The organism is Bartonella koehlerae C-29 (genome assembly GCF_000706625.1).
Lineage (GTDB): Bacteria > Pseudomonadota > Alphaproteobacteria > Rhizobiales > Rhizobiaceae > Bartonella > Bartonella koehlerae.
This window is the reverse complement of record NZ_KL407334.1, coordinates 731,372-757,993: the sequence shown is the minus strand read 5'-3', so window position 1 is coordinate 757,993 and position 26,622 is coordinate 731,372. Positions and strand designations below refer to the sequence as shown.

The window sequence follows — 26,622 nt, the reverse complement described above, 5'->3', positions numbered from 1 at the left end:
GTTAAAATTCAGTCCAATTCATACAAAAAGAAAATAAAACCCAAATGAAAAAAATTCAAATCTTTATACAATTAAAAAATATTTCAATTTTATGTTATAAAGAACTTTTAGTTACTTTAAGCTTAACATTCGTATTTTTAGGATTGCTTCACTACTCTGTTAGCGCTCAAACAAAACAAGAGGTATATCTCTTTACAACACCTTGGTATGAATCAAATGGAGGACGCGTCAGATTATCTATCACTAGTCCTTCTTTTTCTACAATAAGAAACGGAGTCATTGAAATCGTTCTTAAACCTGGATGGAAAACATACTGGCGCAATCCAGGTAATTCAGGCATGGCACCATTTTTTAATTTCCAGCAACAAGTTTCTTATGAAATCTTTTACCCCATACCACAGCTTTATGAAACAGAAAACGAGTGGTCAATCGGTTATAAAAATGAAGTCTTATTGCCTTTTACCATCTCCCATACAAGCAGTAACTTAACTGGTTCTTTAACTCTTGGATTATGTAATAAAATCTGTTTTCCGTTTACTGTTAACTTTAATTTCTCTCCATCCATTCAAAACAACAAACAACTTCCTTTATCTCTATTAAAAAAGGCTCAGGATGCCTTACCTCATACAACACATCATGAATTAAAAATAAATGCTAGAAAAGAGACAAATACCCTCTTTATCAAAATACAAAATAAAAAGAAAATCATACCGATATCTCTCTTTTTAGATGGAAAAGAAATGCAAATTGGACCAGCAAAAAAAGTAAGTGATACCGTAGAATATACGCTTTTTAGTGCTCCCATCTATTTCACATCAAAGACAACAAACAAAACAGTTTTTTACACGGTCTCCTTTAAAGATTACGCCTTAAGCGGAACATTTATCGTTCCTCTGTAATCAAACCTTCTTTCTATTCCGTAATCAAAGGAAAAGATCTCAAAGACTATGCCGAAAAACATCCATTTTTCCGATATTCAATAATTGCCTTACGTGCAAGTGCATCTGCACGCTCATTATCTGGATGACCAGCATGTCCTTTTATCCAGTGCCATCTGATAGTATGGCGAGAACAAACATCCTCAAGAGCTTGCCATAACTCTTTATTTTTAACAGTTTTTCTTGATACAGTTTGCCAATTATTCTTCTTCCATCCTTCAAGCCATAAAGATATACCATTGCGTACATAAACTGAATCCGTATAAAGATCAACCGAACAAGATTCTTTAAGTGCCTTTAACGCGCAAAGTGCCGCCATTAGTTCCATTTGATTATTGGTCGTTTGCACTTCTCCACCATAAAGCTCACATTCATGACCTTTCCAGCGTAAAATTGCTCCCCACCCTCCAACTCCAGGATTTCCTGAACAAGCACCATCTGTATAAATTTCAACGACTTTCTGTTGATGTAACATAAAATTTAAAAACCTAATTCACTTAGTGAACCTACATTACTGAAAAAACAAAGCTTATGCCAATATTCCCATGGATCTTTTTTAACCACAACACTACCGAACGGTGTATTGAACCAATCATAAAGGCGTGTGAGTAAAAAGCGTAAGGCTGCACCACGCGCTAATATAACAATCGCATTCAATTCTAAAGGCACCAATGGCCTCATCTTTTGATAACTTTCCAATAGTCCACGTGCTTTTATAAGATTATAGGAATGATCATGTTCAAAACACCAAGCATTCAAACAAATAGCTAAATCATAAGCCAAAAAGTCATTACAAGCAAAATAGAAGTCAATAATGCCAGAAAGACGATCATTCAGAAAAAATACATTATCATTGAACAAATCAGCATGAATAATACCTGTTGGCAAAATCGACGGCCAATTTTCTTCTAAAAAAGCTAATTCAGTATCAATTTTTTTTCCAAACTCTCTAAGCAATGGATCTTTCCTTGTTTGGCAACGTTCCCATAAACATTTCCAATCCACAAGAGAAAGAGTATTTCTCCGACTAAGCGAAAAATCCTGAGCAGCTAAATGCAACTGAGCTAAACTACAACCTACTTCACAACAATGATATACACTGGACTGGCGGATCCACATCCCTTCCAAAAAAGTAATAATAGCAGCTGGACGTCCTGCTAATTCACCGATCATCGTCCCATTATTTTGAATTACCGGTTGAGGGCAAGGAATTCCTCGCCTCCCTAAATGCTGCATAAGACTACAAAAAAAAGGCAAATCATCTTTTGAAATACGTTTTTCATAAAGCGTTAGAATAAACCTGCCTTCTGTTGTATACAGTATGAAATTAGAATTTTCGATACCCTCCACTATGCCTTGATAGGAGAGAAGCGAACCTATCGAATAACGTGTTAAAAATACCTTCAAATCATTCGGATGAATATCTGTATGAACCGCCATTATTCTGCTTTCATTGAAGGTATTTACATATCCTGATTTTTGTTTTTTAGCGTTTCAGCTTGACCATTCATAAAAGCCATATCTTGAAGAGTCAAAACAACATCACGTAATTCGCGATTTACCAAAAATGTCTCGTTTTCCACCACTGTTTCAGTCAATTCTATTGACACATCATAACGCTCACGAAAAGCTGAAATAATTTCATCAACAATCATTTCAGGAGCAGAAGCTCCTGCTGAAAGGCTCACCACTGAAAGAGCACCCAAACGATCAAAATCAATTTCATCAGCCCGTTGAACTAAAATAGACTGCCGCGCACCAGATCTCTTAGCAACCTCTACCAAACGTCGTGAATTAGAAGAATTCGGTGCACCAACAATCAAAAATAAATCGCTCCCCAGTGCAGCCGCCTTAACAGCATTTTGGCGATTCGTCGTAGCATAACAAATTGATTCGGCAGCTGGCGGTTCCAACGCAGGAAAACGTCTTTGTAATACATTAAGAATCCCAGCTGTATCTTCAACAGAAAGTGTTGTTTGCGTTACAAATCCCAAATTATCTGGATCATCTGGTTGATAATGCAAAGCATCTTCCACCGTTTCAATTAACGTAACAGCCTCTTTTTCAAGCTGTCCCATTGTTCCTATCACCTCAGGATGACCAGCATGACCAATTAATATGACATGATGTCCATGGCGTTGATGCCGCATTGCTTGTTTATGAACCTTAGAAACCAACGGACATGTTGCGTCGAGATAAAACAAATTATAGCGATCAGCCTGTTTTGGTACAGATTTTGGCACACCATGCGCAGAAAAAACAACAGGTTGATTGCGATGTTCTTCTGGAATCTCATTAAGTTCTTCCACAAAAATAGCCCCCCGTTGCTGCAGTCCTTCAACGACATAGCGATTGTGCACAATTTCATGACGAACATACACCGGAGCACCATATTTTTTTAATGCAAGAAGAACAATTTGGATAGCGCGATCAACTCCCGCACAAAATCCACGCGGACTACAAAGACGTATTATTAAAGGGGAAAGTATAGACATAAACTTTCCTTAATATTTATAACTTTGACCATATATTTTAAATTACCATTTTTACGCACAATACAAACACTGTAAAGAAAAAAATTGAAAATACACTCCTGCCCTGTAATAGCGTATCAGGTATGACACATTCTTATAATTATTCAGGCAGAGTTATTTTAAGTTTTCTCTTTAATTTCATTGTACTAGAGGATGATGAAACACCAAACAAGAAATTCAATCAAAAGAATTCCAAATATAGCTGCTAAATAAAATAACGAAAAAAAAAACGTCTTTTTTGCCATCAAAATAGTTGCGTCATGTGTATTAGCTTTCCACAAACGATAGGCAAAATGAATAAAGATAATGCTCAAAACTGTCGAAAAAATACCATAGAAAACACCTGCAAAACCGGTAATAAAAGGTCCAGCGGCACATATTGCCATCAGAATAGTATAAAATAAGATCTGTTTTTTTGTTGAATGCTCCCCTCGTACATTAGGCATCATAGGAATGCCCGCTGTATCATAATCAAGGGATGAAAAGAGAGAAAGAGACCAAAAATGCGGTGGAGTCCACATAAAAATGATTAAAAATAATAAAAAACTCTCAATATTCACTGTACCGGTTGCCGCAGCCCATCCAATCATAGGTGGAAAAGCTCCAGCTGCACCACCAATAACAATATTGTGCGGAGTTCTACGCTTTAACCAAATCGTATAGACAACGATATAAAAGAAAATTGTGAACGCAAGAAAAAGTGCTGCAAACCAATTAACGAAATTCCCCATAATCAATACAGAAAGTAAAGAAAGAACCATGCCAAAAACAAATGCTTTTCTGGAACTGATTTTACCAGCAGGAATAGGGCGACTTTTGGTACGTTCCATCATTGCATCAATATCAGCATCATACCACATATTAAGTGCTCCAGCACCACCACCACCTACAGCAATACACAAAATTGCTAAAAAACCATACAATGGATTTATAGAAATAGGTGATAGGATCAATCCAACTAGAGCTGTAAAGACAACAAGCGACATAACCCGTGGTTTTAATAATGTGATATAATCATAAATACTAGATTTTGGTGAAATTGATTTACCATTTACAACCAATAATTCTCTTGGAATAGACATTCCGCTTACAGACCTTTTCCATCTCTGTCATCCATAGGCAAACACTTTCTGGCATATGGGAGTGACTAATTAATATATGAGTATTTTTGAGAACATGGAAGATGCTTCTCTTATATGTATCCCCTAAAAAAAGAGAGAAGTATCTGCAACAAAAATACATTTTTTCACTACACATTTTTTCTTACATTAAAAATGTATCATAAAAATAAAATACATCCTACCAAACATCGTAAAGCAATGCTAAAAGCTTTTTCTCTTAGGAGACTGTTTTTTTCACTTTTTCTTTCGTGCATATGGGTTAATATGTTTGGTAGACACTAGTTTTATGTTATAATTTCAGTTTGAAGTTTTTTACAAACCTTTACATTAAGAGTGTTGATTTAGGTAAGGTTTCCTGTGGTACTTTATAAATTGATAAAAAAAATTTTCTTTGTTGGTGCTATTCTTTATGCACTTTATAATAGTTCTATTACTCACACTTTTGCACAAACATCGGATATACAAAGTGTTCCTCCCCCAAAAACCTATGGTGCATGGACAAAAGTCTGTTCTTTGCCACCAGGTACACCTAATATACAATGTGAAGTTGTGCAAAACGTACACACACAGAATCGGCATGATATTACCCTGCGTGTTACTTTTTATAAACTTCCTAAAAATCAAGGTGTTTTGATGCGCGTTTTTGTTCCAATCCGTGTTGAATTGCGCCCTGGTGTTGGACTTAAAATTGACGATAAAAATATGGGACGAATAGAATATCGTCGTTGTCTGGGTGATAATTGTGTTGCTGAAGCTATTCTTAAAGACGATATATTACAACTTTTTCTAAAAGGTAAAACAGCAACCTATTTTATCTTCACAACTCCCGAGCAAGGAATCGGAAGCCTCGTTGATCTTCAAGGACTTAATGATGCCTATACAAATTTACCAATGTAATAAAATTTGTATCTTAGAATTTGTTTTATAATTTCTTGAACACAACAAATGAAATCTTCCAGACATTGAAAATAGGATAACTACTATGAAATCCCTGATTGACCATTTTGATATTGCTTCAGCTAAAGTGCAATCACTTGTGCAAGAATCACTTCACCATGCTGATGATGGCGAACTTTATCTTGAGTATACAGAAAGCGAAACGCTTTTATTTGATAATGGACAGCTTAAAAATGGCTCATTTCATCAAGATATGGGATTTGGTCTGCGCGTTGTTTCTGGAGAAGCTACTGGATATGCGTACTCTAGTGAATTATCAGCTGCCGCACTCAAACGTGCTAGTGAAGCAGCTAAAGCTGTTACCTATAAAAATCATGTAGGATCTTATAGCATAGCACCTCAACAAACAAACAAAAAACTTTATCAATCACATAATCCCCTTAATGCTCCATCATTCGAAGAAAAAAGTGCACTTTTACAAAAAATTGATAACTATTTACGTACAAAAAATGATAAATTGCATCAAGTAACCGTTTCTCTTTCCGGTTCACTACAACATGTTGAAATTTTGCGTGCTGATGGGCATTTTGTTCGTGATGTCCGTCCGCTTGTACGACTTTCTATATCTGTGGTTTCTGCTGAGGGTAATCGGCGTGAAAATGGCTTCTACGGATGTGGTGGACGACAAGCATTTAGCCGATTCATTAACGAAAAAAATTGGAAAAAGGCTGCTGATGAGGCTTTGCGTATGGCTCTCATAAACTTAGAAGCAGAAGCAGCTCCAGCAGGAACATTTGATGTTGTCTTAGCCAACGGATGGCCTGGCGTTATGCTTCATGAAGCCGTAGGCCATGGATTAGAAGGAGACTTTAACCGCAAAAAAACATCTGCTTTTTCTGAACTTTTGGGTCAACAAGTTGCCGCAAAAGGTGTAACAGTTGTTGATGATGGTACAATTCCAAAATGTCGTGGTTCACTTACTGTTGATGATGAAGGCACACCATCAGGATATAACGTTCTTATTGAAGATGGAAAACTTGTTGGTTTTATGCAAGACAGGCTAAATGCTCGGCTTATGGGTGTTAATCCAACTGGAAATGGACGGCGTGAATCCTATGCATATGCACCAATGCCACGAATGACAAATACGATCATGTTAGGAGGCGATAAAACACCTGAAGAAATTCTATCCTCACTCAAAAGTGGCATCTATGCTGTTTCCTTTGGTGGTGGACAGGTTGATATCACTTCTGGAAAATTCGTCTTTGAATGCACCGAAGCTTACAGAGTAGAAAATGGAAAAATTGTAGCCCCCATTAAAGGTGCAACTCTTATTGGAAACGGACCAGAAGCCATGAAACGTATTACAATGATTGGAAATGATAGCAAACTTGATAATGGTATCGGTATGTGCGGAAAAGCCGGACAAAGCATCCCTGTTGGCGTTGGACAACCTCATCTGCGAATTAATAATATGACAATTGGTGGAACAACACTTGCATAAAATATACAAACCAGCTTGATTTAAAAAATTCTCAACAGAATTTAAAAGAGTTTTTCAATTTAGGCTAAAGCTTCCAATTTACCTTCGCTTTAAGCTTGCTTAGAAGTGCAACAATTTCAACTGTGGAGACCATAAAAATTGATCAATCGGTATGATTTTTTCTATTGATAGCCACCGGCAACAAGAAGAGATAAATCACGAGCAAACGTAACAGGATTGCATGAAATAGCTACCACACGAGGGATTGTTGTCTTCACTAATTCATGCACCTGCTCTTGTGTACCAGCACGTGGAGGATCAAAAACAACGCACTCAAAACACGCTAGTTCCTTCGCAGAAAGTGGACAACAAAAAAGATCACGTTTTTCACAAGTTACTGTTTTAAACCAGTTATAAAACGCGCTGCTCAATCTAAATTTGCTAATGCTATCTAATCATTTTCTACCGCATGAACATTCATCTTTTTCGCCATACGTAAAGTAAATGTTCCTACCCTTAAAAACAAATCAACAGCATTCCGTGCTTTTTCTAAATAGGCCAAATAGGCCAAAATAATATTGCCTATAATATTTTCTGCTTCAAAAGTCGCTTGTAGAAACCCACCAGCAGGAAATTCAACACAAACATCTCCGAAGTAAACCAATGGTTTTTCTCGTTCAACCAAAACTTCACCTTTAATAAATAAACATGTAATTCCATATGCAAGAGCTATATGAACCATTTTCTGACAAATATGCTCATCCCTTACAACACACCCATTGAAAGCAACATCTAAACCATTTTCAACAAACGTTACTGTAACCTGAAAACGCTTAATAAGATTGCCTACAAGAGCACAAAGTAGCTTGATAGAATCTAGTTTAGAGATAATCTCTAAACTTGTGACTGGACATTCCTCAAGTGCGATAACATCATGAGATACATAACTGTTAAAAGCCAACAATATGACCTTTCTGAGTGGAAAGCACTGTTAAAGTGAATTCGCCGGCGATTTTGATATCCACATTCAATTAAAGGAGAAACAAAAACATCAATCTCATATCTTTTTAGCGCATCAACAACCAATTGTCGTTTCCAAACGCGATAAGCATCGGCATGTCAATGCTGAAGAACATACCCTCCACAATTCTCAAAATGTTGGTAGATGGCATCAACGCGTTCTGATGATTGTTCTTCTAAGGCAATAAGTTTTCCATATTTTCCAAGAAGAGAAACTATAGCTACCTCTCCCGGTAAAGTAAAAAGAACAGAGATAGGATCATATGGTGTATTAGAAATACCGTAATCACTAGCTCCAATATGCTCAATTACCATTCTATTGCTCACCCTTTTTTTCTCCGAATAACAAATATTCTAAATTGCCATCACTACCTGTAATGGGAGAGAGAAGCAAACCTTTTGCGATCCACCCTTTTTGCGTATTTAACCAATCAAAAAGTCTTTTAGCAGTTTGTTTTGCTTTTGATAGATCTCTCAATATCCCCCCCTTACCAAGAAATTCTCGACCAATTTCAAATTGTGGCTTTACCAATAAAACGGCCTGTGCTCCCTGCTTGGCTAAAGACAAAACAGGAGGTAATGCAAGTTTGAGAGAAATAAAGCTAACGTCTGAAACAATGAGATCAATCTCTCGCCCACCTAAATGTTCCTGTTTTAAATCTCTAACATTTAAGCCTTCCAATAAGGTTATCGCACTGTTGCCAAATAAACGTGCATCCAATTGATTATGACCAACATCAACAGCAATAATATGCTCTGCTCCGCGCTCTAAGAGAACTTGTGTAAAACCACCTGTCGATGTACCAATATCAATGGCAGTCACTTTATCCGTTACAATCGGAAATGCATCAAGTGCACATATCAATTTTAGTGCCGCACGTGAAACATAATTCTGTGCAGGATCACAAACGACAATTTCTGCGTCATCAGAAATGATTTTCCCAGCTTTTAAAATGATTTCACCATTAACCTTAATCGCTTGGCGAACAATAGCATCACGTGCTCGTGAACGAGTTATAAAAAAGTTTTTTTCAACTAAAAGGATATCAAGCCTTTTTCTAATAGCCATCTCATACTCGAATTTTCTGCACTGTCCGAATCTTGCATCCTAAAGCAGAAAAAACCGTATTGACAATACCAACAGCATCAAGGCCTATACGCGAAAGAACTTTCTCTTGTGAACCATGGTTCAAATATTCATCAGGAAGCTTTAATGTGCGAACTTTCAAACCATGTTCTAAAAGCCCTTCTTGCGCCAAAAATTGTAATAAGTGCGCTCCAAATCCACCTATTGCGCCTTCTTCAATTGTCACTAATACTTCATGCTCACGTGCTAAACGACGCATCAAATCTTTATCTAAAGGCTTTGCAAACCGTGCATCTGCAACCGTCGTAGACAATCCCTCCGTACTCAACGCATCAGCAGCCACCAACACTTCTGACATCCGCGTTCCAAAACAAACCAAAGCTATCCTGTTTCCCTCACGCAGAATACGCCCTTTACCAATCTCTAATATCTCACCGCGCTGCGGTAAATCCATGCCAATCCCTTCGCCACGCGGATAACGAAAGGAAATTGGCCCCTGATCATAAGCCGCAGCGGTACGTACCATATGCATCAGTTCCATTTCATCAGAAGGCGCCATAACAACAAATTCAGGCAGAGTAGTCAAAAAAACAATATCAAAACTGCCAGCGTGCGTCGCGCCATCTGCGCCTACAAAACCAGCTCGATCAATCGCAAAACGTACAGGTAACTTTTGAATCGATACATCGTGGATAATCTGATCATAAGCGCGCTGCAAAAAAGTAGAATAAATCGCGACAAAAGGTTTGTAGCCTTCACAGGCCATGCCAGCAGCAAAAGTTACTGCATGCTGCTCAGCGATACCAACATCAAACATTCTTTCAGGAAATTTTTCAGCGAAAAAATCAAGACCCGTTCCTGTTGGCATTGCCGCTGTTATAGCAACAATCTTATTATCATAACTGGCTTCTTCTCTTAAAGCTTTAGAAAATACTTTAGTATAGGGAAGAACATTGCTTGATGCTTTAACCTGTTTACCTGTTATAATATCAAAACGATTAACACCATGATATTTATCCAATGACGCTTCCGCAGGTGCATATCCCTTGCCCTTATGCGTAACCACATGTATCAAAACAGGACCGGTAGGATATTCGCGAACATTCTTTAAAACAGGTAATAAATGCTTCAAATTGTGACCATTTATTGGTCCAACATAGTAAAAGCCAAGCTCTTCAAACAAAGTTCCTCCAACTAAAAAACCACGTGCAAATTCCTCTGAACGACGTGCTTTGTCTAAAAAGAACTTTGGCAATTTTTTACCTAATACCTTTACCCGTTCGCGCAAACTACGGTAAGCAGGACGAGAAACCAATCGTGCAAGATGAGCACTCATAGCACCTGTTGGTGGTGCAATAGACATATCATTATCATTAAGGACAACAATCAAACGTGCATCCAAAGCACCAGCGTTATTCATCGCTTCATATGCCATACCAGCAGACATAGCGCCATCACCAATCACTGCAACAATGTTTCTTCTTGTCTCTGCTTTTAAAGCACTTGCTACTGCCATACCAAGACCAGCTGAAATAGAAGTAGAAGAATGCCCCGCACCAAATGGATCATACACACTTTCTGAACGCTTTGTAAAACCTGATAATCCCCCCTCTTGACGCAATGTGCGAATTTTCTCTCTACGCCCCGTTAAAATTTTATGCGGATAAGCTTGATGACCAACATCCCAAATAATCCTATCCTCAGGGGTATTAAAAACATAATGCAATGCAATAGTAAGCTCAACAACGCCAAGTCCAGCACCAAGATGACCACCTGTTACGGAAACCGTATCAATTGTTTCTGAACGCAACTCATCAGCTAACCGCGCCAAATCAGACTCAGGCAATGCCCGTAAATCTTGTGGTAAACAAATACGATCAAGCAATGGCGTCAATGTCTGAGACAAAAAAAACTCCCTAATACTATTTTATCAAGAGAATGAAATGGTAAGTGATAAGCCTTCTTCACTCTTTCGTTTATAGTGTGATGCATTTTATTCGAATACTTTATCTTTATGGAATTATTTACAGATTTTCTCATTTTTAATTCATTTCATAAAAAAGAAACCGATAAAACGTGCTTCCTATAAACTTGCATTAAATATTCTAAATATTTAGCATTATTCAGAATCAAGAGGTTCTAATCCTTCTGGAGAATCTTCCTCTGAAAGTTGAATCTTCTCAACTTTAACTTCTGCAGCTTTCAAGAGTTTCTCGCAATGTTTTTTAAGAGCTTCACCACGTTCATAAATATCAATTGATTGTTCTAAAGGTACGTCCCCACGTTCCAAATTCTCAACAATTACTTCAAGTTGTTTGAGCGCTTGTTCAAAACTTAATGTAGTAACATCTCCCTTTTGTATCTCTTGTTTCATGTGATCCTCATAAAATATCTGTTCTGGATATACGAATTCCAAAACCTTCCAAACCTACATAGTAACGCTCTTTAGAAGCATAAAGAATAACAGAACTAACCCCTAAATGTTTTAAAATTTGCGATCCTAAACCAATTTGGCGCCATTCTTCTTCACGTTCAATCGCTTTGGTATGGTTTTCTAACCCCCTCATTGCCAGTGCCTGACTGCTACCAGCTGATTGTACACCAACAGATCCTTCACGCAAATAAACAAACACACCACGTTTTTCTTTTTCCATCATACGCCGCATGATCTCTAAAATATCTGAAGTTTGACCGAAAACATCGTTTATAATATTTTCACGATGCAAGCGCACAGGAATATCCTCACCGTCACGAATGTCACCAAAAATGATTGCAACGTGTTGCACAGCTTCCCAAGGAAGTTGATAACTTTGAACAACAGCTGGACCTACTGATGTTTCAATATGCATTTCTCCAACATGCTGGATCAACATTTCCTTACGTTGGCGATAAGCAATCAGATCTGCAACTGTTATGACATGCAACTGATTCTCTTGTGCAAATTTTGTAACTTCATCTCCATGTTTCACGCTACCGTCATCATTGACCAATTCACCAATAACACCAACTGGTGGCAAGCCAGCCAATTTACATAAATCAACAGCTGCCTCCGTGTGGCCTGAACGCATGAGAACTCCCCCTTCATGCGCAATCAACGGGAAAATATGTCCTGGACGGATAAAATCGCTCGCACCAGCATTCAAATTAGCAAGATTACGCACCGCTAATGTACGGTCGTGCGCTGAAATCCCTGTTGTTGTTCCATGTTTAAAATCAACAGTTACAGTAAATTGGGTACGATGTGCTGAATTATTATCTAATACCATAGGAGTAAGATTAAACCGTTGCGCTTCTTCTTTTGGCATAGGAGCACAAACAATACCAGTTGTATGGCGAATGATAAATGCCATCTTTTCTTCTGTGCAATGAACAGCGGCAACAATCAAATCACCTTCGTTTTCACGGTCATCATCATCTGTAACCACCACAATTTCACCGCGTTCAAAAGCGCGAAGTGCAGAAACAATTTTTTTTTGATCATACGTCATTACTCACCCTTCGAAGCACCCAACCTGGCCGCGATGCCTGAGATAATGATCCGCAAGAGCACAAGCCACCATTGCTTCACCAACAGGAACAGCACGAATCCCAACACATGGATCATGACGCCCCTTCGTTATAACATCTACATCATTTCCATCAACATCAATTGAACGACGAGGAATCAAAATTGATGACGTAGGCTTTACTGCAAAACGTGCAACAATTGGCTGTCCACTCGATATTCCGCCTAAAATACCACCAGCGTGATTGGATAAAAAGAGCGGTTTTCCATCACTCCCCATCCGCATTTCATCTGCATTTTCTTCTCCTGTCAAGCGTGCTGCTGCAAAACCATCACCTATTTCGACACCTTTCACCGCATTAATCGACATAAGTAATGATGCGATATCCTGATCAAGTTTCGCGTAAATAGGTGCTCCTAAACCTGCTGGAACATTTTCTGCAATAATCTCAACAACAGCCCCAACAGATGAACCATCTTTACGAACTTTATCGATATAATCACTAAAAACCTGCACCATCTCTACATCAGGCGTAAAAAAAGGATTGTTATCAACCTCTGACCAGCTCCAACGATTGCGATTAATCGTATGAGGACCAATTGCTATCACAGCTCCCCGTACAATCAAACCAGGAATAATTTTACGAGCAACAGCACCTGCTGCAACACGTGCTGCTGTTTCACGTGCTGAAGAACGTCCGCCACCTCGAAAATCACGGATACCATACTTAACATCATACGTATAATCTGCATGTCCTGGACGATACTGATGAACTATTGCACTATAATCCTTAGAACGCTGATCCATATTTCGAATCAACAGAGAAATTGGTGTTCCTGTTGTCACGAATGTCATCCCATCGTCCTGAACAATAACTCCTGAAAGTGCTTCTACTTGATCCAACTCTCGGCGCTGCGTCGTGTATTTGGATTGTCCTGGTTTACGTTTATTAAGGTAAGATTGGATATCTGAAAGAGTAAAAGTAATGCCTGGAGGACAACCATCGATGACACAACCAAAAGCCTTACCATGACTTTCACCCCATGTTGTTACACGAAATAAATGACCAAATGTATTATGTGACATAAAAAATGACTCGTTTCTCTGTCAGATATATGCAGATAGAGCATATATCAAGCTCTATACAAATAGCCTCCATCTTAAAACACCTTTGGACGTTTTTAATTCGGTTAAATCACCACCGTCTCATAAAACTTTATTCTTTAACGACGGAAATATCTGGTGCATCAACAGCTTTCATACCTATGATGTTATAACCTGAATCCACATGATGCACTTCACCGGTAACAGAACGAGACAAATCCGAAAGTAAATAAAGAGCAGAATCACCAACCTCTTCAATTGTTACCGTACGACGTAAAGGAGCGTTATATTCATTCCATTTTAAAATATAACGAAAATCACCAATGCCAGAAGCAGCTAAGGTTTTGATTGGTCCAGCAGATATAGCATTCACACGAATATGCTTAGGACCTAAATCCACTGCCAGATATTTCACGCTCGCTTCAAGAGCTGCTTTTGCAACTCCCATAACGTTATAATTGGGAACAACCTTTTCTGCACCATAATAAGTCAGCGTTAAAATTGAACCGCCATCCGACATCAATTGTTCTACACGCTTTGTTAAAGCCGTTAAGGAATAAACAGAAATATTCATGGTCATCATAAAATTCGATTCGCTTATATCTACATAACGACCACTTAATTCTTCTTTATTAGAAAAACCAATAGCATGAACTAAAAAATCAAGCTTACCCCATTTCTTCTCTATTGTGTTAAAGACCGCATCAATGGATGCACCATCAGAAACATCACAATGACCACAAACAAAACCTTTTACTTCTTCAGCCAAAGGCTCAACACGCTTTTTCATCGCCTCACCTTGATAGGTAAAAGCAAGCTCTGCACCCGCATTATTCGCCGCTTTAGCTATCCCCCAAGCGATAGAACGATTATTGGCTAATCCCAAAATTAAACCACGCTTGCCGTACAATAAACCATTACCCTTAGCCATTAGCATTGCCCTGTTGCTACTTAAAATTAACAATTATTTACCTGCCTATGACATAGGTCAACTTTTTCTTCAAGCAATTGCTTTCAAATCAAACAAATATATCTTACAAATTATCCTTTTTGCATTTGCAAAAACTGCTCTAATGCAGAATCTCCCCCTTCCGGCAACATGACACGAACATGCACATAAAGATCGTCTCTGTTGCCATTTTTTAAACGAAGTCCTTTCCCTTTCAGCCGTAAAACACGGTCAGAACTCGACCAAGCAGGAATCGTCAAGACTACACGTCCCTCCAAAGTCTCAATTTCTTCTTTTGCTCCTAAAACAGCATGTCTAAGGGGAACTGGTAAATCAAGATGGAGAGCCCTTCCTTCAACCCGCAAACGAGGATGTTTTTGAATATGAATGGTTACCAATGCATCTCCTGCTTGCCCATAAGCCACCTCTTCTCCCTGACCTTTTAAACGAATAGTTTGTCCATCTTCAACATAGTCTGGAAGCTTAATTTTTAACTTTTTCCCACTAGGAAAAACGGCTTCTACCTTTTCTACACCAACCATCTGCTCTAACGTTACCGTAAGATTGGCACGAACATGAGTACCCTGTTGGGAGCGATTATATTGTGCAGAATTTGAAAAGCCCCCTCCTCTGCCAAACAGATCGCGAAAAATATCGCTCGGATCAAAACCTGCGCCACCTGAAGAACCAAAATCAAATCCCTTTGCTCCTCCTGAAAAAGGATTGTGTCTATTGCTAAAATTTTCACCAACACCGTAGGTTTGATAAAGCGGTTTTCCCTCCATATTAATTTCACCACGATCAAATTGTGCTTTTTTATCTTTATTGCCTATAATCTCATACGCTTGATTAATTTCAGAAAATTTTTCCTTAGCCTTTGCATCATCCACATTATGATCTGGATGATATTTCTTTGCTAATCTTCTGAATGCTGATTTAATTTCTTGAGGTTTTGCGGTACGGGCCACACCCAGAATTGTATAGGGATCACGCATATTACCCTCTTTTCATTTTCAAAATATCAACTGATACGTTATTCAATATCCCTCACAGCTTCAACAGTCACTTTTAGATAATAACATTTCTCTCTCTTTATATGTCTATAAAGTAACTAAAATACCAGATAAAATAGATATTTTTTACTATAGCACTTATATTCTATGCTAAAGAGAAAATAATTAAGATACTAAAAATATAACGGAAGTGAATTTTTGAAATAGAAAAAAACAGCTCTTTAATTTTCGATGGTAAAATAAATTAAATTCTAATCCTCACGCTTGCTCACTGACATTCGGAGATACTATGAGCAACACAGTACAAACAGACAATGACTCTATGCAAATACAAAAACCTTTTGCGCTCTTCGAAAAATGGCTTGAAGAAGCAAAAGTGAGCGAAATAAATGACTATAACGCTATGGCGTTAGCAACAGTTGATACAACAGGCTTACCGAATGTTCGTATGGTTCTTCTTAAAGACTTCAGTCCCAAAGGTTTTGTCTTCTATACCAACTATGAAAGCCCTAAAGGACAAGAAATTTTAAAATCAATGAAAGCATCCTTAGTTTTTCATTGGAAATCACTCCGCCGGCAGGTTAGAATTCGGGGAATTGTTGAAAAAGTCACTACTCAGGAAGCAGATGCCTATTTCCAATCACGATCACGTGGTAGTCGAATCGGTGCGTGGGCTTCTAAACAATCTCAGCCATTAGAAAGCCGTTTTGTACTCGAAAAAGCAATTGCTCAATATACTACGCGTTATGCAGTAGGTAATATCCCACGCCCACCTTATTGGTCTGGTTTCCGTGTTAAGCCTCTTTCTATTGAATTTTGGTGTGACCGCCCATTCCGTTTACATGATCGCCTACTTTTTACACGCGATTCTGTTGAACAGATCGATTGGAAAAGGCAAAAACTCTATCCTTAATTCTCCAAACTTTCAAAGAATGAAAACTTTGTTTTCTTATGAAGGAGCAAGACGAAACCATCATTATATTTACCAGCTCCCAATATTGCTAAAGCCCTTGCATTTAGACGTTTTATTAAAGGCATTTTTACTCCTTTCTTAATAGTTTTTTATCCACACGCCAATCCTGCTCGTGATATGTAAGGTGGTAATTTTAATTGATTCAGCATAAACAGATTTAAGATGAGAAAATCTTACGGTATTAAGTTCTCTGATTCAAGTTGCAAAACGATAAATTATCTTTACAAATCAACTTATTTTCATAACGGTGAAACGATTTATTTGAAAAAATAAGAGTGAACCATTGATTTCAATTGAAATCGAAGAAATACATTCTTTACACAAAGCTTATGTGATAATAATCTTTTGCCAATTGTACCACTTGAAGAGAGGCTACAATTACAGAGCTTATCCAATTAAATGCTTTAGTTCAAAAAAAAAACTAGATAAGGTGATTAGAAATAAACAGCTTGCATTAAGGAGACATGGTGGTTAATTGAGACATCACATTTTAAGCCTGTTTTTAGCTTTTTTCTAGAAATCGCGAAAATGCAATAAGATGGTAATTTTACATGAGAAGGAATTTTAAAATTGAAATAACAAATTTTAAAATCAATAATGGCATCCTTCGCTCTTCATTCCCTTCACTTTTACCATCATGGAACACATGATTTATCATCTTGTGTTGCTAAACTGTAGGATAAAGTACCATCCCTATACCACCGCATACTAGACCAAAAAAAATCACAAAACCAATAAATGAATTTGATTTAAAGAGCTTTAGGCATTGTGAACTGTTATCTATATCAATAACTTTAATTTGAGTAAACATATGAATGCTTGCCACAAAAAGCCCCAAAAAACTAACGAAAGGGGCTTGCGCCAAATAAAACGCTAAGCTGACGAACACTAAAAAACCACTATACAAACATACCAAAGCACACTTGGTACCTTCACCAAAGAGAAGTGCTGTGGAAAATACACCAACAGTAGCATCATCCTCCTTATCTTGATGCGCGTAAATTGTATCATACCCTATCGTCCATAAGATTGATCCCATATACAGTAAGATTGGTGCCCAACTCAAACTTCCACACACTACTGCCCACCCCATTAATGCTCCCCAATTAAATGCAACACCCAAAAAAAACTGCGGCCAATACGTTACGCGTTTCATAAAAGGATACAATGCAACCGCTACCAATGACGAGATGCCCAGAAAAAAACTAAACCTATTAAATTGCGATAAGATGCCTAAACCAACCAAACATTGCACTAATATGAAAACTTTTGCCTGAAATCGACTCACATGACCTGTTGGTAACGGACGAGAACGTGTTCTCTCTACCTGAGAATCAATTTTGTGATCAATAAGATCGTTCCAAGTACATCCTGCACCCCGCATAGCTATAGAACCCAGAAAAAAAAGAAAGAGATACCAGAACCAATCCATTAACACTGGTAAAAGAGGTAATCTCTGCATTTCATAAGAAAAAAAAGCCATTGTTGTTGACCAGAAACAAGGCCACATCAACAACTGCCATCCGATAGGCCGATCCCAACGTGCCAATTGAGCATAAAACCACACAGAGCAAGGAAGAAAATGGTAGACCCACTGTTTAGAGGAGGCATCCATAACCCGTCCCTGATTCTCACAAGATTGAATATGTGTAATATTTTTATTTTTTTTCATCAAATGGCTTCACCTTTAGTCTTGCGATAGAAGCATTTCACTCTTATGACAAGAAAACTGATTTCATCATCTTCTGTATTAGGAGTAAGTAATGAACATTCTTCTTATCGGCTCAGGCGGACGGGAACATGCTTTAGCATGGAAAATAGCAGCATCTCCAATGCTTACAAAATTATATTGCGCTCCTGGAAATCCTGCAACCATAGAATTGGGTGAAAATATTGATTTGGATATTCATGACCACGCTCTCGTTATTGATTTTTGTAAAACACACTCTATTGACCTTGTAATTGTTGGACCAGAAGCACCACTCGTTGCGGGTATAACAGACTCTCTTAATAACGCTAATATTTGTGTATTCGGACCTACTCAAAAAGCTGCTCAGCTAGAAGGTTCAAAAGCTTTTACAAAAGATTTATGTCGTAAGAATAACATTCCTACAGGAACTTACCAATGTTTTAATGATGCTGCAAAAGCTAAAGCCTACATTCATCAACAAGGTGTTCCCATTGTCATTAAAGCTGATGGCTTAGCTGCTGGAAAGGGTGTTGTTGTTGCTATGACAATGGAAGAAGCATTTAATGCTGTTGATGCCTGCCTCAAAAATACTTTTGGTGATGCAGGAAATAAAATTGTTGTAGAATCCTTTCTTGAAGGCGAGGAAGCAAGCTTCTTCTGCCTTTGTGATGGTAAAATTGCTATACCTTTTGGATCTGCTCAAGATCACAAACGTGTGGGTGATGGTGATACTGGAGCAAATACCGGTGGCATGGGAGCTTATTCACCAGCTCCCATCATGACCCAAGAAATGGTTAATCGTACTCTCAAAGAAATTGTTGAACCGATTCTACATAGCATGAATCAAATGGGATACCCTTTTAAAGGTATTCTCTTCGTCGGATTGATGATAACGAAAAAAGGACCCGAATTAATTGAATTTAATGTACGATTTGGTGATCCAGAATGCCAAGTTTTAATGATGCGTCTACAGGATGATATTCTCCCGATTCTGCTTGCAGCAGCGCGAGGAAATCTTGAAAACACCTCCCTTCAATGGTCTGAAAAAACTGCTTTAACCGTTGTTATGGCTGCCAAAGGTTACCCAAATTCTCCCCAAAAAGGTACTATTATCCGCAACCTTGATAAAGCAAATGCTCTCTCTAATGTGAAAGTTTTTCAAGCCGGCACTCTATTATGCAATGGAGAACTCATTGCCAATGGTGGACGTGTTTTAAATATAACAGCAACAGGGGAAACTATTCTGCAGGCACAAAAACGCGCTTATGAAGCCGTTGATTGTATTGATTGGCCAGAGGGCTTTGTCCGCCACGATATCGGATGGCGCGCTGTTGCACGAGAGAAATCAATCCTTTGAACATTCTTTTTTGATGATTCGATCATTTTATGCAGAAGGCATGGAGCATAAATCTGCTTCATGTTCTATATGTTTCATGATTTGAAAAAAATATTGAATTATCCTCTTAAAAACAAAATATGCTCACAAGAAAATAGACAAAATAAGAAAATTTCCTGCGTATGAAACGGGATCGTAGTCTTGTAATTACCGTTACGACTGCTTTTCTTTCAGACTCATTTTCTCATCACTTTTTACAAACACTCTTTTGCTTTTCCCCAAACTTGAAAAACAAGTATTATATACTATCATTGCCTTTGTAGAGAGGAAAGGTAAAGCTGCGATTTTTTCACTGAAAAACCCTATCTAATACTTGAATGATGCTACAAAAGCAAAATCTACATTCTTCGATAAGATATTCCCATTGTCATGAAAACCAATAGCTTAGCTGCCAGGAGAAAAAGATGTTGGTATTCTAATGATAATAGAAGAAGCATTTAACACCGTTGACACCTAAAATAAAGCTCTCTTTGGAATAAAGCCCTCTTCTAAATTCAATAAAAATATAGAATATAGTAAAATTTAACGAATCTAGTGGCATAACAGCGAAAACGAAGGCATATTAATATTTACTGTAGTGCAACCCGATTCGCGATCATTAAACGCAAACCCAACGGATTGCTATAACGGAGTAAAAAGCGCTTGTGTTTAAAATGCAATGTCGTAGAAAAAAATCGACATAAATCAGAACGATCTTTAACCACCACGAGACGATTATCTTCATTAATCATAAGCATCGGAAGGCTATAAGTATCCGCCCACACCCGCCAATCTAAAAGAATATTATTCAAATCTCTAGAAACTAAAAGCGGGATACAAACTTCCTCATCTGCATGAAGCAACTCTAATGCAACAGCTTTTTCTCCTGAAAGGGTTGTTACAGTACGCGCCGCAATTCCTTTGAAATGATAAGATGGCACTAAACGTGATAAACTTGAAGAAGTATCTGTTTTAAAAAAAACACCACGCTCACTTAACGAACAAATCATTTGATTGCCCGTTTTTGATGAGAAATATGTTGTTGTTTGTGGCAAATGGCACGGATCTAATCGAAATTCAAGCACCGCTTTTGCCTGATTAAAGCATTGATTAGCCATATATAATGTCCCAATTTATCTTAACAATATACACCTTCTAACAGTTTCTCGTCATCGGATTATTAAAAGATTGAATAAAAAACAACTGGTTTCTTTTTTGGTTATTGAAATCTAAACAAAAATACATGACAAAATTCATCGCTCTTGGACTATAATATTTTTCCAGGATTCATAATCCCTAAAGGATCGAGCGTTTTTTTAATCTTCTGCATAATGTCTAATGCAACAGGTGATTTGAAAGTGCGAAGCTCCTCACGCTTAAGCTGGCCAATTCCATGCTCTGCAGAAAATGCGCCCTGATAGTGCATCACTAAATCGTGAATACGATGATTCATTGGTGACCATAATTGCAAAAATGTTGCAGTATCAGACTCAACGGGTTGTGTAACATTATAATGCAGATTCCCATCGCCCATGTGGCCAAAACAAACCACCCGCGCACCTGGAGCAATATCTTCAACAATAAGAGCTGCCTCAGCAATAAAATCAGGAATGGAAGCAAGAGGTACAGCAATGTCGTGCTTAATAGATCCTCCCGCTAATTTTTGTGCGTGTGATATACTTTCACGCAATTGCCAAAAAAAATCTTGTTGCTTTAATGATTGCGCAATAATTGCATCTTCTATTACAGCTTCCTTTAAAGACTGTTCCAAAATAGTACTTAGAACTGATAACGCCTCACCATTACCCTGCAATGATGAAATATTAAGTAATACATACCATTCATGCTCATGTTCAAAAAGATGCCTCTCGCACATCTTATACTTTAAAGCCATTTGCAAGCTTAGTTTTCCCATAAGCTCAAAACTAGTCAACATTCCTCCCCCATGGCATTGCGCAAGAGATAAAAACTCAAGAGCCTTAACTGGACTGTGTAAGCCTACAAAAGCAACAGCTCTTCCTTTGATCTTTGGAAAAAGCTTTAAAACTGCTGCTGTTATAACGCCTAAAGTGCCTTCCGCACCAATAAAAAGATTTTTTAAATCATAGCCGCTATTGTTTTTCTTTACAAAACATAAATCCTCCAAAATACGGCCATCAGGTAAAACCACCTCCAAGCCAAGACAAAGCTCACGCATATTGCCATAAGCTAAAACAGCTGTCCCTCCAGCATTAGAGGAAAGATTTCCCCCTATCTGGCATGAACCTTCCGAAGCCAAAGAAAGAGGAAAAAAACGGCCCGCTTCATCTATTTTTTTCTGTAAAGTCTGTAAAATGACTCCAGCCTCCACCACAGCAAAATTACCCTCAAGATTAATACACCTAATCTTGTTCAATCGTTCCATGGATAAAAGAACGCTGCACTCATTTTTATCTGGCTGTTGACCACCGACAAGACCTGTATTTCCACCCTGTGGGACAATTGGTGTACGTGTTTGACTGGCCAATTGCATAATTGATGAAACTTCCACTGTAGAAGCCGGACGTAAAAGCAACGGTGTTTTTCCATGAAAAAGTCCACGCTCTTCAAGCAAATAGGGTGCAATAAAATCCTGATCTGTTATAGCGTGCACAGCACCAACAATTTTTCTAAACCTTTCAATTAACTCCTGCTCCATTTTCATTTCCCCTTTGGAGCTGCTGCACGTATAAGGCGATCATTAATAGCTTCACCCAATCCGTAAGACGGAATAGGTTCTACTGCAATAGATTTCACCTTGAGTGAATCTAATTGCCTCATGTATTGAAATAAATGAGAGGCTGCCTCTTCCAACTGTCCACTTTCGCTAAGATTTAAAACAGAAACGGCATTTTCAACCCCCATAATGCGTTTTCTACCAAATGCTAAAAGTGCTTCACCGTGTTCTATCTTGTGAACATTCAAACGAACTGCAGCATTGGGCGCATAATGCGATTTTAACATGCCTGGTGCCTCAATCGCAGCCCGCTGATCTATCCGTTTCAACGATTTTCCAGCAACTTCTTCAATATCTTCAGCAGCAACCCCCCCAGGACGCAAAAGATAAATGCTCTCACCACAAATCTTAATAATCGTTGATTCAAGCCCTATTTTAGAAAAACCTCCGTCAAGTATCAGAGGAACAGATTCTCCTAAAGATGCAAAAACAGCTTCAGCTGAAGTAGGACTAAGGCATCCTGATTGATTTGCACTAGGAGCAGCCAGAGGTCGACCAAAACATTGTACAACTTCCGCAAAACAACTATCTGGAAAACGAACTGCCAATGTATTCAGGCCAGAAGTAGTTAAAGGATGAATATTATGCTGTGCCTTTAAAGGGAGAACGAATGTCAAAGGCCCTGGCCAAAATACTTCCATTAAATGACGTGAAAGAAAATCAATTTCAACATAGCATTCCGCCATGAAAATACTACTTACATGAGCAATAAGAGGATTAAATTTCGGCCGCCTCTTTGTAAAAAAAATAGAAGCAATAGCATTTCCATTGGTTGCATCACCAGCTAATCCATAGACAGTTTCCGTCGGTAGTGCTACTAATTTCCCCTGTTCAAGGAGCGCAACGGCCTCTTTTATCGAAGCACTATTGAAAGACAGAATTGTCATGACATATGATCTCTGTAGCGCTGTTTAAGCGGTGCAAAACTATAACGATGTAACCCCACAATTGGCCCATATTTTTCAAGAGCAGCACGGTGCACTAGCGTTGCATAACCTACATGCTTTTCTAAACCATAACCTTTGTAAACCTGCCCCGCGCATTCCATCATCTGGTCACGCGTTACCTTGGCAATAATGGACGCTGCAGCAATCGAAACCGAACGCTGATCGCCTTTAATCAAAGCAGTTGCTGGACATGGTAACTGAAAGGGAATATCACGTCCATCAACCAGCGCATAATGGGCTGGAACTGCTAGTCCCCTAATACAGCGACACATTGCCTCTAACGTTGCTTTTCTAATATTAGACTGATCAATTGTACGGGCGCAAAGACTAGCAATTGAAACTGCTAAGGCACTTTGCAAAATTTTATGATAAAGCTCATCACGCCGCTGAGCAGAAAGTTTTTTTGAATCATTCAATCCATCCGGAATGTGGTCTTTATCCAAAATAACCGCCGCTGTTACCACAGGTCCGGCCAGAGGACCACGTCCAACTTCATCAACACCTGCTATATACAAGAACCCCTCTTTCTGCAAATTTAATTCACATGAAAAGTTTGGCTTAAACGGTAAATTAAATACATTTGGTAAATTATCGATACGGTGAGACATGAAGTTATTTTTGCACTGCTATGCTTTTTCCGCAAGCCCTGCAGAAAAAAATAGAGCATAAAACAAATTACTTTGCCCTCTCTGCAAAAAAAGACCTCCTTCATCAAATATCTCATAGAGATCTTCAATTTCCTTAAATATTACCCACTAAATCTTACATGCTAAGGCGTGAATCTAAAAAATATAAACTCGAAAAATGATCCATTTTTTGTCACATAGCATTATTATCTTAAATAAGTTTTTATTTATTTCCTTTCAAGTTCTGTGCACCTCATTTGTTAAAGCCAGAGGATTATTCAAACATAGGCTAGGAATTCCTTAAAAGAAGAAACTTTTTATCCAATCACGAGGTGATAAATTGAATTTTTTTTTATTTATTGATATGAAATTGTTCTGTCAAAACCACCCTCTCCTTATCTTGTCAAAGAAATCACACGCCATGATACAATTATAAGGCATGTATGGATTGGTGATCATGGACCACACGTGAGAATACGCAGAACCTATGGAACGCAAGAGTTTGTTGACAACTACAAAAGGGCAATTGCCAAATTACAAAGCACCATACTTCCTAAACCTAAATCATGGTAAACTTATTGAAGAGTCATTTGCATGACTTCTTAAACAATATTTTAACAGCACCTATTAGCATATCCTCGCTAAAAGTACGAAAATACAAGAAGAATTCATTATGATAAAAGTTTTCGATACCATAGGCAAAATTCTATACGAAGAAATAAAAAAATCACATATTACAACAGGTGTTGAATGGCGAAAAAAAAAAACACCAGCAGCTGTTCAAAATTTTATGAAATCACTCAATGGACTTTTTAATTGAACAATTGAACAGAAACTTTTGGAAAGCAATCCAGCTTTAGGGATCAACCTCCTCTGAAAAACAAAGACGGCTTTCCTGTTTGGATACAAGAAAAACATAGAGAAATATTATCAACAATGAGCTGTCGGTGCTCATAAATTTGTCTGGATTAACGTTTTTCTTTACACAGGCTTACGTTGTGAAAACGATGTTCTATTGGTTGGAAAGATGTCAAAGATAATATCATCCATCTAAAGACAGAGAAAAGTAAATTCCAAACAAATGTCTTTATTCCGATTTTTCCTGAACTAGTGAAAAACCTTTAAATTGCTCTCATTAGCGATGAAACATTCATTTGCTAAAAAGAAGATAAGAAATTAGCTAAAGAAAGCCTTAAAGTTGTATTTAATAAAGTATGCAATCAAGAATACATTAAAAATCAGCACATCGCTTTTTTTTAAAAAAAAATGGGCAGTGACACGCGCAGCAAACTCAGGTGCAACGGTATCATACTTGAAAGCACTTTCTAGCTAGATAGATGATGCTATAGCATCTCTTTATACAAAAAGCGCATATCGTAAAAAATTTGCGCTGGAATCGACAAAAAAGCTCTAAAACAGTTAGGAATAGAGACAACAAATTTAATACGATCACCCCCTTGCAGCTACTATAATTTATTGATTTTATTACTATTTTCTTCATCTCTAGGATAATAACACCGCTGTTCTTGCCAAATAGAATGTTGCCACTACTCCACCTTTACTTTCAAATTTTAACTTAACACAAAAAACTAGAGCTTTGCTAACGTTACAATAGTTTTAACAAACCAATCGGGATACATCGATTTGATAAAAAGAGCAGCCTGTTGGGCTGCTTTCTTATTTTTAAAAATACCAAAACAAGTTGCACCAGTCCCGGACATGCGAGAAAAAAGAGCTCCACTCTCATCTAATGCACATAAAACCTCAGACAGTCGAGGTGCAATTTTTAAGGCAGGAACAAAAAGATCGTTACGTGTTTCCTGTAAAGCTTCAACCAATGAATCAACCGTTTTTAGAGCTTCCGAATCAATTTTTAAGGGTGGATGATCGCACTTCTCCAAAGCCTTAAAAACAGCTCGTGTCTCAATCTGTTGACCATGATTAACTAAAACCATTGCAACAGAACAAGCCTCTTTTAGTCGTGTTATATCTTGCCCAATTCCTTTAACAAAAAGTGGCTGCTGATATTCTAACGCAAAAAGGCACATCGGTACATCAGCACCAAGCACTAAGCTCATTTCCGCTAATTTTTCACAAGAGCAATCAAGAGCCCATTGCTGACGCAACAGACTCAAAACACCAGCAGCGTTACCTGAACCACCAGCAATCCCTGAAGCAACCGGCAATAATTTCACAAGTTGAAAAAAAGTAGGTTTAGCATATTCAGGAAAAGTATTACACATAAAATCACGTGCACGAACAACCAAATTCTTTGCATCAGAAACAAGCCCATCCGCAAAAGGGCCTGTTAAAACAAAGTGGTTACTCTCAAAAGGTGCGTAGCTTAAACAATCACCACTAAGACTAAAATAAACCAAACTTTCTATTAAATGATAACCATCAGCGCGTCGCCCTACAACATGCAAAGCTAAATTTAGTTTAATAGGGGTGAATACATAAAGAAGACCCTTATATAAAACTTGTCCATCTGATATCATCTGATGTAATATTGATCAGTGTGGGAGGCTTTTACCAATGTTTCTTTTATACCAACTTGTGATTTAGATTTTGCACAGTAAACGCAATGCAACATCCTTCGTAATC

Annotated in this window: 22 protein-coding genes and 3 pseudogenes; 6 read left to right on the top strand and 19 right to left on the bottom strand. The window is 38.0% G+C overall.

The window, feature by feature from the left end:
• Positions 1-44: 44 nt before the first annotated feature.
• Complete coding sequence (locus O9A_RS03210) at positions 45-899, top strand: protein-disulfide reductase DsbD domain-containing protein (RefSeq protein ID WP_034458726.1); 855 nt, start codon at positions 45-47, stop codon at positions 897-899.
• 46 nt (positions 900-945) lie between these two features.
• Here the strand turns inward: O9A_RS03210 and rnhA are convergent, their stop codons facing one another.
• The 4 genes from rnhA to cyoE all read right to left on the bottom strand — a co-directional run bounded on the left by rnhA (position 946) and on the right by cyoE (position 4,554).
• Entirely contained in the window at positions 946-1,413 is a 468-nt protein-coding gene (gene rnhA / locus O9A_RS03205; protein WP_034458724.1) for a ribonuclease HI, read from the bottom strand.
• A gap of 5 nt (positions 1,414-1,418) precedes the next feature.
• Complete coding sequence (locus O9A_RS03200; protein WP_034458722.1) at positions 1,419-2,378, bottom strand: homoserine kinase; 960 nt, start codon at positions 2,376-2,378, stop codon at positions 1,419-1,421.
• 23 nt (positions 2,379-2,401) lie between these two features.
• On the bottom strand, positions 2,402-3,433 hold the full coding sequence (ispH, locus tag O9A_RS03195; RefSeq protein WP_034458720.1) for a 4-hydroxy-3-methylbut-2-enyl diphosphate reductase: 1,032 nt from the start codon (positions 3,431-3,433) through the stop codon (positions 2,402-2,404).
• Positions 3,434-3,618: 185 nt separating this feature from the next.
• Entirely contained in the window at positions 3,619-4,554 is a 936-nt protein-coding gene (cyoE, locus tag O9A_RS03190; RefSeq protein WP_034458717.1) for a heme o synthase, read from the bottom strand.
• 396 nt (positions 4,555-4,950) lie between these two features.
• On the opposite strand from cyoE, the gene O9A_RS03185 reads away from it, so the two are divergent.
• The gene (locus tag O9A_RS03185) at positions 4,951-5,490 is read left to right on the top strand and encodes an invasion associated locus B family protein (protein ID WP_034458715.1); all 540 of its coding nucleotides are present in this window, start codon (positions 4,951-4,953) and stop codon (positions 5,488-5,490) included.
• Between the two features lie 85 nt (positions 5,491-5,575).
• Positions 5,576-6,994 (top strand): metalloprotease TldD, encoded by a 1,419-nt coding sequence (tldD, locus tag O9A_RS03180; protein WP_034458712.1) that lies wholly within the window; start codon positions 5,576-5,578, stop codon positions 6,992-6,994.
• A gap of 64 nt (positions 6,995-7,058) precedes the next feature.
• On the opposite strand, the pseudogene O9A_RS03175 reads toward tldD, so the two are convergent.
• From O9A_RS03175 to O9A_RS03140, 8 genes and pseudogenes are all read right to left on the bottom strand, one after another.
• Positions 7,059-8,320: pseudogene (locus O9A_RS03175) on the bottom strand (class I SAM-dependent RNA methyltransferase).
• The gene (locus O9A_RS03170) at positions 8,310-9,062 is read right to left on the bottom strand and encodes a TlyA family RNA methyltransferase (RefSeq protein WP_034458711.1); all 753 of its coding nucleotides are present in this window, start codon (positions 9,060-9,062) and stop codon (positions 8,310-8,312) included. The pseudogene O9A_RS03175 and the gene O9A_RS03170 overlap by 11 nt, the downstream one beginning before the upstream one ends.
• A 1-nt stretch (position 9,063) precedes the next feature.
• Positions 9,064-10,986: a 1-deoxy-D-xylulose-5-phosphate synthase gene (dxs, locus tag O9A_RS03165; RefSeq protein WP_034458709.1), complete on the bottom strand. Its 1,923-nt coding sequence runs from the start codon at positions 10,984-10,986 to the stop codon at positions 9,064-9,066.
• Positions 10,987-11,199: 213 nt separating this feature from the next.
• Positions 11,200-11,454 carry an exodeoxyribonuclease VII small subunit gene (locus O9A_RS03160; RefSeq protein ID WP_034458707.1) on the bottom strand — a complete coding sequence of 85 codons (255 nt, stop codon included), beginning with the start codon at positions 11,452-11,454 and terminating at the stop codon, positions 11,200-11,202.
• A 7-nt stretch (positions 11,455-11,461) separates the two neighbouring features.
• Complete coding sequence (ribB, locus tag O9A_RS03155) at positions 11,462-12,568, bottom strand: 3,4-dihydroxy-2-butanone-4-phosphate synthase (RefSeq protein ID WP_034458705.1); 1,107 nt, start codon at positions 12,566-12,568, stop codon at positions 11,462-11,464.
• A 3-nt stretch (positions 12,569-12,571) separates the two neighbouring features.
• Positions 12,572-13,672, bottom strand: a complete 1,101-nt coding sequence (aroC, locus tag O9A_RS03150; RefSeq protein ID WP_034458703.1) for a chorismate synthase — start codon at positions 13,670-13,672, stop codon at positions 12,572-12,574.
• 130 nt (positions 13,673-13,802) lie between these two features.
• Positions 13,803-14,621, bottom strand: a complete 819-nt coding sequence (gene fabI, locus O9A_RS03145) for an enoyl-ACP reductase FabI (RefSeq protein WP_034458700.1) — start codon at positions 14,619-14,621, stop codon at positions 13,803-13,805.
• A 110-nt stretch (positions 14,622-14,731) separates the two neighbouring features.
• On the bottom strand, positions 14,732-15,634 hold the full coding sequence (locus O9A_RS03140) for a DnaJ C-terminal domain-containing protein (protein WP_034458698.1): 903 nt from the start codon (positions 15,632-15,634) through the stop codon (positions 14,732-14,734).
• A gap of 307 nt (positions 15,635-15,941) precedes the next feature.
• Here O9A_RS03140 and pdxH point away from each other — a divergent pair, with 307 nt between their 5' ends.
• A complete protein-coding gene (pdxH, locus tag O9A_RS03135) occupies positions 15,942-16,565 on the top strand; it encodes a pyridoxamine 5'-phosphate oxidase (protein WP_034458696.1) in 624 nt (207 codons plus the stop codon).
• A gap of 32 nt (positions 16,566-16,597) precedes the next feature.
• Here the strand turns inward: pdxH and O9A_RS08275 are convergent.
• A pseudogene (locus O9A_RS08275) lies at positions 16,598-16,690 on the bottom strand (DUF4102 domain-containing protein); the annotation flags it as partial.
• A 602-nt stretch (positions 16,691-17,292) separates the two neighbouring features.
• Entirely contained in the window at positions 17,293-18,297 is a 1,005-nt protein-coding gene (gene ubiA, locus O9A_RS03130; RefSeq protein WP_034458694.1) for a 4-hydroxybenzoate octaprenyltransferase, read from the bottom strand.
• 91 nt (positions 18,298-18,388) lie between these two features.
• On the opposite strand from ubiA, the gene purD reads away from it, so the two are divergent.
• Positions 18,389-19,672, top strand: coding sequence for a phosphoribosylamine--glycine ligase (gene purD, locus O9A_RS03125; RefSeq protein WP_034458692.1), 1,284 nt, complete (start codon positions 18,389-18,391; stop codon positions 19,670-19,672).
• 608 nt (positions 19,673-20,280) lie between these two features.
• Here the strand turns inward: purD and O9A_RS03120 are convergent.
• From O9A_RS03120 to O9A_RS03105, 4 genes are all read right to left on the bottom strand, one after another.
• Positions 20,281-20,808 (bottom strand): DUF6101 family protein, encoded by a 528-nt coding sequence (locus tag O9A_RS03120; protein WP_034458690.1) that lies wholly within the window; start codon positions 20,806-20,808, stop codon positions 20,281-20,283.
• A 149-nt stretch (positions 20,809-20,957) separates the two neighbouring features.
• Positions 20,958-22,367 carry an FAD-binding oxidoreductase gene (locus O9A_RS03115; protein WP_034458688.1) on the bottom strand — a complete coding sequence of 470 codons (1,410 nt, stop codon included), beginning with the start codon at positions 22,365-22,367 and terminating at the stop codon, positions 20,958-20,960.
• Positions 22,368-22,369: 2 nt separating this feature from the next.
• Positions 22,370-23,332, bottom strand: a complete 963-nt coding sequence (locus O9A_RS03110; RefSeq protein WP_034458686.1) for an L-threonylcarbamoyladenylate synthase — start codon at positions 23,330-23,332, stop codon at positions 22,370-22,372.
• A complete protein-coding gene (locus tag O9A_RS03105; protein ID WP_034458684.1) occupies positions 23,329-24,000 on the bottom strand; it encodes a ribonuclease HII in 672 nt (223 codons plus the stop codon). The genes O9A_RS03110 and O9A_RS03105 overlap by 4 nt, the downstream gene beginning before the upstream one ends.
• A gap of 393 nt (positions 24,001-24,393) precedes the next feature.
• Here O9A_RS03105 and O9A_RS03100 point away from each other — a divergent pair.
• Positions 24,394-25,432: pseudogene (locus O9A_RS03100) on the top strand (tyrosine-type recombinase/integrase).
• A gap of 175 nt (positions 25,433-25,607) precedes the next feature.
• On the opposite strand, the gene O9A_RS03095 reads toward O9A_RS03100, so the two are convergent.
• Entirely contained in the window at positions 25,608-26,516 is a 909-nt protein-coding gene (locus O9A_RS03095) for a 4-(cytidine 5'-diphospho)-2-C-methyl-D-erythritol kinase (RefSeq protein ID WP_034458682.1), read from the bottom strand.
• Between the last annotated feature and the right edge of the window lie 106 nt (positions 26,517-26,622).

Bases quoted from the DNA above. Each gene is read 5' to 3' on its own strand.
- purD (WP_034458692.1), top strand. From the start codon at position 18,389: ATGAACATTCTTCTTATCGGCTCAGGCGGACGGGAACATGCTTTAGCA.
- ispH (WP_034458720.1), bottom strand. From the start codon at position 3,433: ATGTCTATACTTTCCCCTTTAATAATACGTCTTTGTAGTCCGCGTGGA.
- cyoE (WP_034458717.1), bottom strand. From the start codon at position 4,554: ATGTCTATTCCAAGAGAATTATTGGTTGTAAATGGTAAATCAATTTCA.
- O9A_RS03120 (WP_034458690.1), bottom strand. From the start codon at position 20,808: ATGGCTAATCAATGCTTTAATCAGGCAAAAGCGGTGCTTGAATTTCGA.
- O9A_RS03160 (WP_034458707.1), bottom strand. From the start codon at position 11,454: ATGAAACAAGAGATACAAAAGGGAGATGTTACTACATTAAGTTTTGAA.
- O9A_RS03110 (WP_034458686.1), bottom strand. From the start codon at position 23,332: ATGACAATTCTGTCTTTCAATAGTGCTTCGATAAAAGAGGCCGTTGCG.
- aroC (WP_034458703.1), bottom strand. From the start codon at position 13,672: ATGTCACATAATACATTTGGTCATTTATTTCGTGTAACAACATGGGGT.
- rnhA (WP_034458724.1), bottom strand. From the start codon at position 1,413: ATGTTACATCAACAGAAAGTCGTTGAAATTTATACAGATGGTGCTTGT.
- ubiA (WP_034458694.1), bottom strand. From the start codon at position 18,297: ATGAAAAAAAATAAAAATATTACACATATTCAATCTTGTGAGAATCAG.
- O9A_RS03140 (WP_034458698.1), bottom strand. From the start codon at position 15,634: ATGCGTGATCCCTATACAATTCTGGGTGTGGCCCGTACCGCAAAACCT.
- O9A_RS03105 (WP_034458684.1), bottom strand. From the start codon at position 24,000: ATGTCTCACCGTATCGATAATTTACCAAATGTATTTAATTTACCGTTT.
- fabI (WP_034458700.1), bottom strand. From the start codon at position 14,621: ATGGCTAAGGGTAATGGTTTATTGTACGGCAAGCGTGGTTTAATTTTG.
- O9A_RS03170 (WP_034458711.1), bottom strand. From the start codon at position 9,062: ATGGCTATTAGAAAAAGGCTTGATATCCTTTTAGTTGAAAAAAACTTT.
- O9A_RS03115 (WP_034458688.1), bottom strand. From the start codon at position 22,367: ATGGAGCAGGAGTTAATTGAAAGGTTTAGAAAAATTGTTGGTGCTGTG.
- tldD (WP_034458712.1), top strand. From the start codon at position 5,576: ATGAAATCCCTGATTGACCATTTTGATATTGCTTCAGCTAAAGTGCAA.
- pdxH (WP_034458696.1), top strand. From the start codon at position 15,942: ATGAGCAACACAGTACAAACAGACAATGACTCTATGCAAATACAAAAA.
- O9A_RS03210 (WP_034458726.1), top strand. From the start codon at position 45: ATGAAAAAAATTCAAATCTTTATACAATTAAAAAATATTTCAATTTTA.
- O9A_RS03200 (WP_034458722.1), bottom strand. From the start codon at position 2,378: ATGGCGGTTCATACAGATATTCATCCGAATGATTTGAAGGTATTTTTA.
- O9A_RS03095 (WP_034458682.1), bottom strand. From the start codon at position 26,516: ATGATATCAGATGGACAAGTTTTATATAAGGGTCTTCTTTATGTATTC.
- ribB (WP_034458705.1), bottom strand. From the start codon at position 12,568: ATGACGTATGATCAAAAAAAAATTGTTTCTGCACTTCGCGCTTTTGAA.